Consider the following 13,810-nt stretch of genomic DNA (forward strand, 5'->3'; position numbering starts at 1 on the left):
CGGGAATATCAAACGATAATCTTAAGATAAGATACATTGTCAAAGACAAAAACAGACCTGACCTGTTTACATCAACTATTGGTAGTAACATATTCTATCCAATACCTCAGAGAATCACGAACCTTATAGAAAAGGGTATGACCATAACCCAGGAGATCTCTATCTTCAACGCAAAAAGTGATAGAACATCCGACTTCATAGCTGAAGCTAATGGAAGCTATGGTGATTGGAATATCAGATTTTTCTTAGATGATGTTGATGTAACTTCCTATGTTACTGCAGATGGCCTTAGTATTGAGGGAATACCTTCTTTTGGAAAAAGAAACTTGAGAGTAATCACTACTCTAGCCTCAAACTCAGCTTATACTTTTGAGAGTAACTACGTAGTCAAGGTAAAGCTACACTCATATACTAAGCTTGTCAGAGATGAATTTGACATTGTTTTCAAGGTTGATGATAAAGGAAAACCTGACGTGTTTATAAGCAGTATCCATGATGGTATTTACTACCCAGATCCACAGAATGTAACCAACAAGATAGAGAAAGGTGAGAGAATAACAAACTACTTCTATGTTCAGAATGACAGAGGTGACATGAGCGAGTTTATAACAATCAGAGGTAGTATGAACACCAATTCTGATTGGAGTTATAGAATTGAACTTTACTTGGATGGAGTATGGGAGAACATATCTGATAGCTTTACAAATGAAGGATATGTAGTCAATATACCTTCAGGAAGTGTAGTTACGGGAAGGGTTGTTATTTACTTGGGAGCTTCATCTCACATTCCTAGTGGTATCACTAACTCTGTCGTAGTAGAAGCTCTGTCCCAGGGTAAGTTAGTCAGAGATTTGGTAACCTTCAAAACTATTGTTGTTGAACCAAGGCCCGATCTTATAGCAATACCAGTGAGCAGTGGTGGTAGTCAAACTGGCGGTGACTTCTATGAGTCAAGTATTAGCACTGTATCTGCTAACTCAGTTTCAAAAGGTTTTGTTATGCTCGTCCAACCTTCTATATATTCAATCCTTATAGAGAACGATGATGTTGTTGACGATGAGATCGTAGTAAATGTTTCCGGAGAACTATTTGTCGCCGACAAGTGGCAGGTTAAGGTCAAAAACCAAAATGAAGAGGATGTTACCTTGATCATGTCAAATCTAGGGATAACCAACAAAATCCCTGGCAAAAGAAACATAATCTACATAGTTGAGGTTAAATTACTAAATCCTTACAATGTGCTAATAGGTGAAAGTAATGTTGTTTATTTTAGTGTCTACTCTGTGAAGAATACCAACAAAGTTGACTTTATAAAACTTGTAACTACAAGGATTGAAGTTGAGATTAGTGGTAAGGTTGTTGAGAAAGTAAGTGGTAGTCACATTTCCGGTGCTTTAATTGAAGTTTATGAATCCCGAACAGGTAATTTAGCCAAAACTATAAGTTCTGACAACGAAGGTAAATTCTCCGTTAAGTTGATTCCTACTACTTATAAGTTTATTGTGAAGAAAGATGGATATATTAACCTTGATAAGGAAATAACAATACCTGAAGTTTTGGAATATACTCTTGAGAATTTTGAACTTCTTAGGTTCAATCTAAAGGATGAAGTTCTTGATATGCACTCATTCCCGAATCCTGTTAATGCTGGTGGTAAGATCAAGGTTTTGGTTAACGTTCCTCAGAAATCCAGGATATGGGTATTAGTTATGAACATGAACGGAACTATTGTAAAGAAGTTTGCTAATGGCGAAGAATATGAAAAAGGGAAGTATAGTTTTGATTGGGATCTAAGAGCAGATGACGGAACTACACTAAAGCAGGGAATATACCTATTGGTTGTTAATAATGGTAGAGAAATCATAACAAAGAAAGTAATGGTGAAATGAAGCTTAGGGAGATTAGTGCTTCTGGGAGGCTTTATGGAGCTGGAAAGGGTGAGATACGTCAGCTGTTCTAGCAGGACAAATACCTGCTGTGGGGGAACAGTCGGTTAGTGAGAAAAGTCCTTAGTTTCTACAAACCGCTAGGGGTGGCGGTATATAAGTAGCCCTAGTAAGTCTTAGGAGGTAGGAATATGAAGAAGATAATATTTACTGTGACTTTAGTTGTTAGTTGTGTTTGGAGAGTGTTTTCTCTATCTTTGCTTGACAATACAATAGGACCAAGACCTTTATCTTTCGGTGGAGCTTACATTGCAGTCGGCGGTGACAACGAAAGTTTGTTTTGGAATCCAGCTGGGTTGCCTAATGTGGATTTTGGCTCTGTCTCTCTAGGTTATCAGAACAGATTCTTGGGATTCAGTTACATTGAATTTTACGGAAGTTTCAAGGTTCCTGTTAAGACAATAGATCTTCTTGATGGAGTCGGTGGGATTGGATTTGCTTTTTGGTCCACTGAAGAGGAGAGGTGGAGTGATATAAATGAGCTTGAAGGCAAAGTTTATGCTTCAGAGTATCTTGTTGGACTTGGATATAAAAAAGCTTTTTCCGAGATGCTATCTTTTGGAGTAGGGCTTAAATTAGCAGGCCAAAGTGTAGACGATGTATCTTCACTTATGTTTGCTATTGACGTAGGAGCCTTAAGTAAAGTTGAAGGTGTAGGAATTGGACTTGCGATAAAAAACATAGGTATAGGAAGCGGTAATATTGACCTTCCTATAGGAATATCGCTTGGCGCTTTTTATACAGTATTCTCTACACCGGACAATCAGCACTCTGTGAGTATTTCTGGACAGCTTGACTCAATACAAGGAAGAGGATTCTCACTCAAGGTTGGTAGTGAATACACGTGGATTCCAACTTTTTGGGATGGTATTGTAAGAGTCAGAGCTGGGTATGACACGCTCCCTTCTAAGGATCTGGGAATACTCTCAGGACTAGGAATAGGGTTTGATGTTTCTTGGTATGGAGCTACTATAAAGTACTCCCTATACAACTTGGGATTCGTAGGTGCTTCACACACCGTGCAACTTTCTTATGACTTTGACTTCATCTTTAAGAGAACTTCAATCAAAGCTGATATAGAACTCCCCGCAATCTCTCTTATAGTAAGACCAAAGATGATATTACCAGACTCTAAGGAGTATACAAGCATAAACATAGATATAGACCTTGTTGATAATGTTGGTGTAAAATACTGGGGGTACAGGATTGTTGATAGTAGCGACAATACCGTTTATCAGTTTGGCATCACAAATGCAAAGTCTTTACCTAAAGTGTCAAAAAGTGTAGTCTGGGATGGTAAGACCGAAGCAGGCTCTCCACTTTACGACGATGTATACACTCTCAAGGTTTTTGCTTTTGACGAAGCAGGTAACTCAACAGAAAAAGTTGAAAGAAACATTATAGTAAGCATTGACCCAAGAAACATAATACTTATTGCTGATAAAAATGTTATCACTTCTCCTACCGAAAAGGTTAAGATAAAATCTTTTAGGGACATAAAGGATAATATCCTAGCTTACAGAATCGTGATAATTTCCGAGAAAACGGGCGATGTAATTAGGGAGTTTAAGGAAACTGCTAATGTTAAACTTACTAAAGATGGGAAGATAGCAAGTGGTAAACCTTTGGAGTTTAAAGGAGTTGAATGGGATCTCAAAGACAAGAGTGGCGAGATTGTGGTAAGGGGAACATACGTAGTTCAAGGAGAATTTGAATTTGTAGGGAATGTTGTTAGGAAATCATTTCCCGCTGAGATCAGAATAGAATACTGATTTAGGCCTTTAACCATTTTAGGAAGAGTTTGATGTTGGTTGTTTTCAACTTCTGTGGGGTTGTGGAAGTTTACCATGGCAGTGAGTAAGAAACTTTGTGTGAAATTGAATTTTATTTTTAAGAATATTTAATGTTTTGCTTGTGGGATATGGGGGATAGGTGTTATGGAAAGAGTGAAGGTTTGGAAACCTTCGGAAAGAGAGATTGAGGAGGCTAAGAATTGGCCTGTGTGGCAGAAGGGGGAAAGTGTGTTTGACTGGTTTTATGACGAAGACGAGACTTTTTACATGGTTGAGGGTGAAGTTGAAGTAGAACTGGATAGCGGTGAGAAAGTTAGGATCTCTGCTGGGGATATGGCTAGGTTTAAGGCAGGCACGGGTTGTAAGTGGAAAGTTATCAAGAAGGTCAGAAAACACTATAGAATAGGCTAAGTTTGCGGTTAACTAGTTCTCAAACTCTAGTTGACAGAAAAAAATAATGCAAGCATATGCTCTGGCTGAGGAAGTTTTTGCTACTCTTGTGTTTAATTTTTAGATAGTTAAGCTTTGATAAGCTTTGAAAAAAGCTTATCCTTGGGAGGGAGAAATGGATTTAAGAAGTTATGTTGTAGACATAGGTGTTCGGTCAAAAGAAGCTTTCAGAGTTATTTCAAAAGCGCCGACAAAACAAAAGAACTTAGCTCTATCGCTTATAGCAAAGTATCTTGGTGAGAATAAAGACTATATTCTTGAAGAGAATAAGAAAGATGTGGAGTTTGCAAGAAGTAAAGGTAGATCTGAAGCATTGGTTGATAGGGTAGTTTTAAACGAAAAAAGAATAGCGGGAATAGTTGAGTCAATAAATACGGTAATTTTGCTTGATGACCCTGTTGGAAAAGTAGTTTATAGCTCTAGAAGACCTAATGGTATGTTAGTGAACAAAGTGAAGGTTCCGATAGGAACGATACTTATGATATATGAAGCTAGACCTAATGTTACTGTTGATGCATCGGTGCTTATACTCAAAAGTGGGAACGCAGGAATTCTAAGAGGAGGTAGTGAGTCTTACTATTCAAATATTGCTATTATGTCGCTGGTGGCTAAAGCTTTGGAAGATGTAGGACTGCCTAAGGATGTCATTCAGTATGTGGATAGGAAGGAGCATGAAGTCGTAGACGAGCTTCTTAAGTTGAGTGAGTATATAGATATTGTGATACCTAGAGGTGGTGAGGGACTTATAAACAGTGTGGTGGAGAAGGCTAGAATGCCAGTTCTAAGGCAGGAGAAGGGAGTGTGTCATGTATACGTTGACAAAAGTGCAGACAAGGAGATAGCTGAAAGAATAGTTGTAAACTCCAAGGCTCAGCGCCCGTCAGTTTGTAATGCTGCTGAAACCCTCCTTATCCATAAGGACTATCCTTACAAAAAGGAACTACTTGAGGCTCTTATTAGAGCAAATGTAAAACTTAAGGGATGTAAGGAAACCTTAAAGATAATGGAGGGAATAGAGGAAGCAAAAGAAGAAGATTTCTACAAAGAGTATCTTGACTATATAATGAATGTTAAAATTGTCAATAGCACTGAGGAAGCAATAGAGCACATAAGGAGATACGGATCTGGACACACCGAAGCAATAGTCACTAGGGATTACTTTGAGGCAAACAAGTTCTTAAGAGAGGTTGATTCTTCAACGGTTATGGTTAATGCTTCAACTAGATTTACTGATGGTGGCGAGTTTGGATTGGGAGCTGAAATAGGTATAAGCACTCATAAATTCCACGCAAGAGGCCCTATGGGACTTGCAGAACTTACAACTGACAAGTGGATTGTATATGGTGAAGGACAGATAAGAGAATAGAGTCAGTTTCCCGCAATCTGGTAAAATAAACTCTCTCTTAGCGAAAGGACAAATTGCTGTAGTTCTTCAACAAGTGGTCTTAGTTCATAGCTCATCAGATCACTAGCAGTTATAAGATCCTTTGACGATATGCTCTTCATTACTGACTCAATCACTGAATTGACTTGATCAAATTTGGAGAGATCAAAGTTCTTAACTACATCGTATGGAACAAATGCTGAAGAGCTAATTGAGAAATCTATGAAATCAATCAAACTTATGAAGGTTTCGGAAAAACTGTATAATTCACTTAAAGCTTCTCTATCCTTGCCAAGCTGTAATTTCAGAGGTATGTCATCAAGAAGTCTCAGTAGCTCGGATATGTCATTATCTATGGTCGTATCAAAAAACAAGTTCCCCTTTTCGGAAATCTTATTAAGAACTTCCATTATTTCTTTCAATAGGCAGTGAAGTTCTCCAAGCTTTTCTAGAAGCTGTTTTCTTCTATGATCCTCAGAGAGTTCATCATACGAAAAATCCAAGAGAAACTTTACAATACTATCCCTTTTATGGATTATCTCCGAATTCTTTGCAAATATAAAAAGTAGGTTAACAGAGGTTACAAGAACATCTGATATCCAAGACTTTGCCTGATCAAATATACCAAAATCTATAGTATTCTCCTCAATGTGAGTTTTGAACGATTCCACATAGGGTATAAGCGAAAGTATAAGAGAAGATGATATCTCAAAAAACGAAGCGGTCTCTATCTCTAAGTTGTTGACTTCGTTAAGTTCAATTTTCTCAAGGGCGGGATCATCTGCTGAAAATTCCTTGCCGTCAACTCTGAGTTCTGTGATTGAGTGTCCATACCCATTTACTATCTCTGAGATGCTATCAATAACATCTTTCACAGTTCTTTCATGCTCTATAGTATAGTCTATCTTGTTACCCATTATGTAAATATCCATTACTTGTCCCCTCATAGTATATTATATCGTACAATTTTCATTTTTTTCTAGCTTTTACGTCTAGAACCCAATAGATTTCAATCTCCACTGGACAAATAAGCAGAATTGACTTTTGCCCACTTATTTTCTTCAAATATTCGTCAGTCACAAATCTCACTTTACACTAAACCTTCAGATGTTTATTAGGAAAAGTATTCACCCAGTCCCGATAGGGACTGCAAGAAAAAACCACACCTAACTATGAATCTTAGACTTTATTAGTGTAGAATCAACAGAATCCATTTCCACCAAGCAGGCAAACGATCTCTAAATTCCCTCCTCATCCTTTTGGCCTTAAAAAGTATTCATCCAACCTTGACAGAGATTACAACATCTGATCGCAATACTCTACCACAGAAAAGTTTGAGATTGAAATCTCCTCGGTAAATTAGTTATATTTCTAATGTGAAATTTGTAACTTTCTCCGTGTTCAACCAGAAATATGCTGTGGATATCCGTTACGCTGAAGAAGTTATGCCTATGCTACCCTATCTTGAAATACCTCACTCTCATGAATTCATTGAAGGTATTGTTGAGATCAGAGGAGAAATACTTCCTGTGATAAACATAAGGAAAAAGTTTGGTATAACGGAGGAAAGTAAAGGCAAATCCTATTTAGTGATTATCAGTGTTGATTCCCACAGGTATGGCCTTAAGGTTGATACAATAGAAGGGGTTATTGATGTAAGCGAAAGTGAAATCTCCTCTTCACAAGAGTTGGGAGAAGTGAGTAGTGAATACATAAGTTCAGTTATTAGGAAAGGAACAGAGCTTTACATAGTGGTAGATGTAAGAAAACTTACAGAAATCAAGGCAGTTTAACTATGACAGATAAGGAGAGAGTGGAACTTATAAGAAAAGGTAATCAACTCTTCAACGAAGGTAAAATAGAAGAAGCAGGAAAGATATTTCTTGCAACGGATTACAAGGATGGACTTGTAAGAGTTGGAGATCACTACTTTTATCAAGAAAAGAAGTTTTTTAAAGCCTTTTTCTACTACAAGAAAGCAAATTACCCAAAGAGGCTTAGTGAAATATATAAAAGGTGGGCTGAAGTAATACACTTTCTTCTTGAAGAGGATAAAAAATCGTAAACAAGCACTGGTGAATAAGCCGAGAATTGGAACTGGCATTTAGATAGAACTCTAGATTTACTATGATAAAAGAAACTCAGATCTCTAGAAAAGAGTAAGCTTAGAAAACAAGCCTAGGCAACTCTTAGAGCTAGGTGCTTGGAAGATTTTCTTCCATGCTTTTAAATGTAGTGGAACTCTTTTGCTTTTCAAGGTGGGTCATTATAGCGAGTATTGCTGTGGGGGTAATTCCTGAGATTCTAGATGCCTGAGCAAGATTATAAGGCTTAAACTTTGTAAGCTTCTCTATTACTTCTTTTGAAAGAGACTTCACTTCCCCATAGTTAAAGTTTTCTGGTATCTTCACGTTCTCAAGCTTTGAAAGCTTCTTAACTGCCCTCATTTCTCTGTCAATGTAACCTCTATATTTAATTTCTATTTGCAAGTGTTCTATTATATCATCTGGTAAGTTGTAAGGAATATTGTCTGAGAACTCATAAAGATGTTCCCACCTAGTTCCATTTCTTCTGAGTAGTTCTTCAAGAGATATTGCCTTATTGATAGGTTGTAGTCCTAAGCTTACGAGTTTGTCGTTGTTTTCCTTCGTCGGGGTTATATACTCTTTTGACAGTGTTTCCAGAAGATTCTTGACCATTGTAAGTTTATATTCAACATTCTCCCACATATGTTTAGGCAATAATCCAATCTTATACCCTATTCTTGAAAGCCTGAATATTGCATTATCTTCTCTAAGAAGTAACCTATACTCCGCTCTAGAGGTAAACATCCTGTAAGGTTCGTTTGTGCCTTTTGTGGTCAAGTCATCAATGAGAACTCCTATGTAACTTTCTGTTCTGCTTAATGTTATTGGTGCTTTACCCATAACCTTAAGTGCTGCGTTTATACCAGCAACTATTCCCTGTGATGCTGCTTCCTCATATCCTGTTGTTCCGTTTATTTGCCCTGCTAGGAAGAGGTTCTCAACTAGTTTAGTCTCAAGCGTTGGATAGAGTTGTGTAGGGTCAACATAGTCGTGTTCTACCGCATACCCATATCTGACAATTCTAACGTTTTCCAAACCATTTATGGTTCTGACAAAATTTAGCTGTGTATCAAAAGATAAGCTTGTAGAGATGCCATTTGGATACCACTCATCAAACATTAGGCTTTCTGGCTCTATAAACACATGGTGTCTGTCTCTGTGTGGAAATTTAACAACTTTATCCTCAATTGATGGACAGTATCTAACTCCTGTGCCTTTTATCATCCCACTGTATAATGGTGATGTATGCAGGTTATTCCTTATAACTTCATGGGTTCTCTGGTTAGTAAAGGTTATATATACCTCTCTCTGAGGCTGGATAGGGAATTTGGTTCTGTCGGTCCACATTGAGAAAGGCTTGAAGTTGGGATCTGTTTTCTGGATTTCCATAACCGAAAAATTAATGCTTTTACCGTCAAGTCTTGGTGGAGTTCCTGTTTTAAACCTGCCTACCCTAAATCCTAAGGAGATGAATTGCTCGGAAAGTTCACTTACAGGATTCTCTCCCATCCTACCACCTGGAATTGTAGACTTACCAACGAACAACATCCCTCTCATAAAAGTTCCAGGAGTTATTACAACAGCCTTACCATAGATGGTTTCCCCAAACACTGTCTCAATTCCTATAACCTTTCTCCCGTCAAGCAAAAGTTTTTTGACACTACCTTGCTTAACAGTAAGATTAGGCTGTGAAAACAATACTTTTCTCATATAGTCACGGTACTGATACTTATCAATCTGTGCTCTTGAAGATTTGACAGCAGGACCACGAGAATCATTGAGAACCCTAAACTGTATACCATTGTAATCCGACGCTCTTCCCATCTCACCACCTAAGGCATCAATTTCCCTAACAAGGTGTCCTTTCGCAGTTCCACCTATTGACGGATTGCAGGACATCTGACCAATTGTCTCTATATTCAATGTTACCAAAAGTGTAGGGACTCCCATTCTAGCACTCGCAAGAGATGCCTCAATCCCTGCATGCCCACCACCTACAACTATCACTCCATACTCCTCAGGAAAATATGTCATATCTACCCTTTCCTAAAAAGCAAATGTTATTTTAAATCAAAAGTGTAATTATTTCAAATCAACACAAATTCAAGCACACCATATACCTTCACAAAATTCAGCTCTCCGAAAACTATCCACTACCGTTAAACAAAGGGTTCATCCCTATTTCCACTCCATTCCCAAAAAACTAAGCCAAAAGTATGTCTAAAGCAAAAGCTAACTTGGTTTCTGTATCATCATTTTTTAGTTACTATCTACCGTCACAAACTCACACACCAATCTCATAATTCACTACGAACCTTCCTTACAAACTTTGACTCTTCGGTATTAGTGAATTTCCTAACCTCAAGTTTATAATTTAACTGTGGAGGTATATATGGATAAGCTCAAGATAGGCTTTACTACAAAAATTGCTATAATATTGGGACTAATAATTTTCGCTTTGGTGTTTCTAGTTATCAATCTCACCCTTAGTACTGTCTATTCAAACTTCAACCAGCATTTAGAGAAGGTTATTGCCTCCATAAACGAAGGCGCTAAAGAAGATCTGTTTGGTAGAATGGTTAGCACAATAGAGGCATATGGTGACTATATACTTCAAAACAAAGTTGATGAATACAAGTTCTTCAAAGAAGTTATTGAGAAGAGTTTATACCAAAAAGACGACGCCTACAGTATAGTAAAGAGCGAGAATGGAGGTTTTCTCCTTTCCTGCTTTTACTACGATGGACAGAAATTTCACTCCAAGGATCCAGCATTCTCAGAAGATCTAGATTTAACCTTTACCCTAACAAGTAGAATGAAAGATAAAAAAACAAGGAAGGACGTATTTTTCTCTTCTACTAAAAGGGGGTTTGTCTACTTCTACATACTTGACAAAGGAGTAATTGGTGGAAGAATTCTTCCGGGAGTGTTTAACAACAAGTTCCTTAAGAGCATTTTTGGTAAATCATCTTTGTTTCACGGCGTTAAAGTAACAAGCAAAAGTGAAAACTATTTCAGCGACAAAGGTATCCTAGTAAGAGCGTTAGAATATACACCCCAATCAAGTTTAGATAAGGTGTATGAAAACTTAAGCGCTAGATTAAAAGATAAAACGGGGGTTACGTACGAAGTCTTTGGAAGCGAGATTGCTTTTTTAATAAGGAATGAGTATGTAAGCTTTATTCATGAACAGATTATCATTTTTCCTTTGACTTATATTTTCCCAATGAGAGAAATTGAGTTATCCCTATTATCTTCCCTACCTATTGTGCTCTCAATTATTGTTTTGGTGATACTTGTAAACAATAGAATATTGCGGAGAATAACAAGCCTAAGTCAACGGGTGGCAGATCTTGGCAAGAAAGGTGGAGACTTGTCATATAGGATAGAATTAGATGTTAAAATAAGAGAAGTAAAAGAAGTTGCTGATAACATAAATGAATTTCTTGATGCTATTGAGGGAATTGTTAGGAAGAGTAAGAAAACCTTCAAGGATATTGAGGAAGAAACACAGGTTTTGCTTGAACTTGAGAGTGAGGTTGTAAAGGTAAAAGAGGTTATAATGGATCAGAGTGAAGTTAGGCAGATGATAGAAGAGATTAATGCTATGACAGGTGAGGTTGGAACAACTGTGGAGGAGATGCTAAGATCGTTTGAGAGCATAAAAAACAACATTGGTAGACAGTATACAATGATAGAGGAAATAACTAGTATGATAGAAGAAACGATAATGACGGTAAGCAACATAGGCAAAAGGATAGAAAAAGCAAACGAATTACTCTCATCACTTCGTGATGAAGCACTAAAGAGCAGTGCAAGCGTTAGAAAGAATGTTGAAGAGGTGAGAGATGTAGATATATCCTTGAAGAATATCTTAGAAGTAGTGAACGTGATAAAGGAGATAAGCGATAGGATAGAGGTATTGTCAATGAATGCAGGAATAGAAGCAGCACATGCTGGTGAGGCAGGTAGGGGATTTGCAGTTGTAGCAGGAGAAATGGGAAGTCTTGCGGAAGATAGCAGAAAGAAAGCAGTAGAAGTAGAAAAGATAGTTAGAGATGTGATAGGTAGAATTAAGGAAAGTATGGAAAGAGTAGAAGAGAATGGTGAGAAATTTGTAAGAATAGCCGAGAGGGTTAAGGAAATAAGCATGTTTGTAGAAGAAATAAACACCAGCATGTTTGAGGTAGAGAAAACCAATAAAATGGTTATGAGCACAGTAGGTAATCTCACAAACCATAGCGAAAGTATAAGAGTAGCAATGGAGGAAGGCAAAACTGGCATGGAAGAAGTAGTAAAAGCAGTAGGCGAAGTAAACGATGCAACAAGCAACCTAAATGATAAGTTTAGTAATCTGTATAGCGTGATGACTAGCACAGTTGAAGTATTGAGTAGAGCAAGTGAAAGATTACCAGAGATAGTTCAAAGTCTTAAGACACTCGGTGAGGATTTAGGAAAATTTAGGGTAAGGGAACTAGAGTCTGTAAGAAAGATTGCTTTAGCTGAGTAATTTCTAAAAACAACGTCCTACCTAATACCAATATACAGTTCCGTCTGTGCTTAAAAGCATAAGCCCCTTATAGCTAAACCGCAAATTTAGCTAGAAAGCCTCATCCACAATGGTTTATCATATTTTAGAGAGGTAGTGTAATGACAATAATATCCATTCTGCTAGGTATCCTCTTCTTGGGAATCATAGTTCTTGTTCATGAGATCGGTCACTTTCTGGTAGCTAGATGGAGAAAGGTAGATGTTGAAGTTTTTTCCATAGGTATGGGACCTAAGATTTGTGGTAAAAAGATCGGAAATGTTGACTTTAGAATAAGTGCTATACCCTTTGGAGGGTATGTGAAAATGAAGGGGGATAGCCCATCAGATCTAAATCTTGCTTCTGAGAATACCTTCTACGGCACAAAACCAATCAATAGAATCCTCATATCCCTAGCAGGCCCTTTCTTCAATTATTTATTCGCTGTAATCCTGATAAGTGCTATACTCATGATAGGCTTCAAAAGCGTAGGAGTCCTCCCCAGAATCTACATTGACACTTCAAAAGGCATAAATTACTTCGCCTTAGCTGGTGTGAAGTCAGGAGACATCGTAAAAAAAATAAACGGCAAGGAGGTAAAAACATTCCAAGAAATAAATGCAGTGCTAGTTTACAAGATGGATCAGAATGTTGAAATAACTTTTTTAAGGGGTGAAAAAGAATTCACAACCAAAGTCTACATTCCCAAAAACTACATAAACAACGAAGGAGGACTAGGTATATCATTCGCTGCTAGGCCTGTGATAGGAAGTCTAACCAAAGGCTTCCCTGCAGAAAAGGTAGGACTAAGAGAAGGAGATGAAGTAGTATCAGTAAATGGTAAAAAAGTGCAGTTTTTCAATGAACTCAGTGAGATAATATATGAATCTGGGGGAAAAGAACTTACTATAGTTGTCAAAAGAGAAAACTCAAAACTAACCTTCAAAGTCACACCCGAGTTTGACAAAAAGTCCAAAAGGTATGTGATAGGAATCTCACCAAAAGTCTTTGAAGATGAAATCGTTGTCAGCGAAAGAAAGGAAGGTAACCCTATCATCGCTTTTGCAGAAGGATTCCTACTTGCTAACGAAAAGCTTGTTGAAGTCATAAAGGGAATGCAACTACTACTCAGTGGCAAAATAGATTTCCAGTCCTCAATTGCAGGTCCTATAAGGATAACATACTTCCTAAGCAGTGCAATTGAGAATCAAATAGCAATTCAGAATATCCTTATTATAGTTGCTATAATAAGCATGGCTATAGGTATATTCAATCTTATTCCTTTTCCCGGACTTGATGGATGGCACATAGTCCTTTCCTCATTTGAGGCAATCATTCGTAGAAAACCAAGCCCTTCAGTGATAACAGTTATTGAGACAATTGGATTTATAGCAATAGTTACCCTGATTATTTTCATACTGTTTAATGACATATTCAACCTCTTGGTTAGAGATCTAAAGCTACTTAGGTAGTCAAACTTCAATTAAAACCAAAAATCAAGGAGCAAACCTCATAGTAAGCTTAAGTGATTAGCTTTATTCTCAAAAGCTTCCTCTGATATGATACTCAAAAAAGTAAGATGATATGGAACTATGACAAAAAGACTTTGATAACCTCTGGCC

General features: G+C 37.5%; 10 protein-coding genes. 8 read left to right on the forward strand and 2 right to left on the reverse strand.

Annotation, left to right across the window (positions count from 1 at the left end; translation table 11 throughout):
* The 4 genes from ABDH28_01955 to ABDH28_01970 form a co-directional block, all read left to right on the forward strand.
* On the forward strand, positions 1-1,889 hold a 1,889-nt coding region (locus ABDH28_01955), incomplete at its 5' end, for a carboxypeptidase regulatory-like domain-containing protein (GenBank protein ID MEN2997790.1).
* 188 nt (positions 1,890-2,077) lie between these two features.
* Positions 2,078-3,718, forward strand: coding sequence for a hypothetical protein (locus ABDH28_01960; protein ID MEN2997791.1), 1,641 nt, complete (start codon positions 2,078-2,080; stop codon positions 3,716-3,718).
* Positions 3,719-3,883: 165 nt separating this feature from the next.
* Positions 3,884-4,150 carry a cupin domain-containing protein gene (locus tag ABDH28_01965; protein MEN2997792.1) on the forward strand — a complete coding sequence of 89 codons (267 nt, stop codon included), beginning with the start codon at positions 3,884-3,886 and terminating at the stop codon, positions 4,148-4,150.
* Between the two features lie 154 nt (positions 4,151-4,304).
* Complete coding sequence (locus ABDH28_01970; GenBank protein ID MEN2997793.1) at positions 4,305-5,555, forward strand: glutamate-5-semialdehyde dehydrogenase; 1,251 nt, start codon at positions 4,305-4,307, stop codon at positions 5,553-5,555.
* A gap of 2 nt (positions 5,556-5,557) precedes the next feature.
* On the opposite strand, the gene ABDH28_01975 is transcribed toward ABDH28_01970, so the two are convergent.
* A complete protein-coding gene (locus ABDH28_01975) occupies positions 5,558-6,505 on the reverse strand; it encodes a hypothetical protein (GenBank protein ID MEN2997794.1) in 948 nt (315 codons plus the stop codon).
* A 444-nt stretch (positions 6,506-6,949) separates the two neighbouring features.
* Here ABDH28_01975 and ABDH28_01980 point away from each other — a divergent pair, with 444 nt between their 5' ends.
* Entirely contained in the window at positions 6,950-7,366 is a 417-nt protein-coding gene (locus ABDH28_01980) for a chemotaxis protein CheW (protein ID MEN2997795.1), read from the forward strand.
* Between the two features lie 2 nt (positions 7,367-7,368).
* A complete protein-coding gene (locus ABDH28_01985; GenBank protein ID MEN2997796.1) occupies positions 7,369-7,638 on the forward strand; it encodes a hypothetical protein in 270 nt (89 codons plus the stop codon).
* A gap of 130 nt (positions 7,639-7,768) precedes the next feature.
* Here the strand turns inward: ABDH28_01985 and mnmG are convergent, their stop codons facing one another.
* On the reverse strand, positions 7,769-9,694 hold the full coding sequence (gene mnmG, locus ABDH28_01990; protein MEN2997797.1) for a tRNA uridine-5-carboxymethylaminomethyl(34) synthesis enzyme MnmG: 1,926 nt from the start codon (positions 9,692-9,694) through the stop codon (positions 7,769-7,771).
* Between the two features lie 358 nt (positions 9,695-10,052).
* Between mnmG and ABDH28_01995 the strand changes: the two genes are divergently transcribed.
* Both ABDH28_01995 and rseP read left to right on the forward strand, forming a co-directional pair.
* Complete coding sequence (locus ABDH28_01995; protein MEN2997798.1) at positions 10,053-12,170, forward strand: methyl-accepting chemotaxis protein; 2,118 nt, start codon at positions 10,053-10,055, stop codon at positions 12,168-12,170.
* A gap of 140 nt (positions 12,171-12,310) precedes the next feature.
* Positions 12,311-13,660, forward strand: coding sequence for an RIP metalloprotease RseP (rseP, locus tag ABDH28_02000; GenBank protein MEN2997799.1), 1,350 nt, complete (start codon positions 12,311-12,313; stop codon positions 13,658-13,660).
* Positions 13,661-13,810 lie beyond the last annotated feature (150 nt).

The organism is Brevinematia bacterium, assembly GCA_039630355.1.
Taxonomy (GTDB): Bacteria; Spirochaetota; Brevinematia; order DTOW01; family DTOW01; genus SKYB106.

What these genes read in the sequence shown, in the direction of transcription:
- ABDH28_01960 (MEN2997791.1), top strand. Translation starts at nt 2,078, where the DNA reads ATGAAGAAGATAATATTTACTGTGACTTTAGTTGTTAGTTGTGTTTGG.
- ABDH28_01965 (MEN2997792.1), top strand. Translation starts at nt 3,884, where the DNA reads ATGGAAAGAGTGAAGGTTTGGAAACCTTCGGAAAGAGAGATTGAGGAG.
- ABDH28_01970 (MEN2997793.1), top strand. Translation starts at nt 4,305, where the DNA reads ATGGATTTAAGAAGTTATGTTGTAGACATAGGTGTTCGGTCAAAAGAA.
- ABDH28_01975 (MEN2997794.1), bottom strand. Translation starts at nt 6,505, where the DNA reads ATGGATATTTACATAATGGGTAACAAGATAGACTATACTATAGAGCAT.
- ABDH28_01985 (MEN2997796.1), top strand. Translation starts at nt 7,369, where the DNA reads ATGACAGATAAGGAGAGAGTGGAACTTATAAGAAAAGGTAATCAACTC.
- mnmG (MEN2997797.1), bottom strand. Translation starts at nt 9,694, where the DNA reads ATGACATATTTTCCTGAGGAGTATGGAGTGATAGTTGTAGGTGGTGGG.
- ABDH28_01995 (MEN2997798.1), top strand. Translation starts at nt 10,053, where the DNA reads ATGGATAAGCTCAAGATAGGCTTTACTACAAAAATTGCTATAATATTG.
- rseP (MEN2997799.1), top strand. Translation starts at nt 12,311, where the DNA reads ATGACAATAATATCCATTCTGCTAGGTATCCTCTTCTTGGGAATCATA.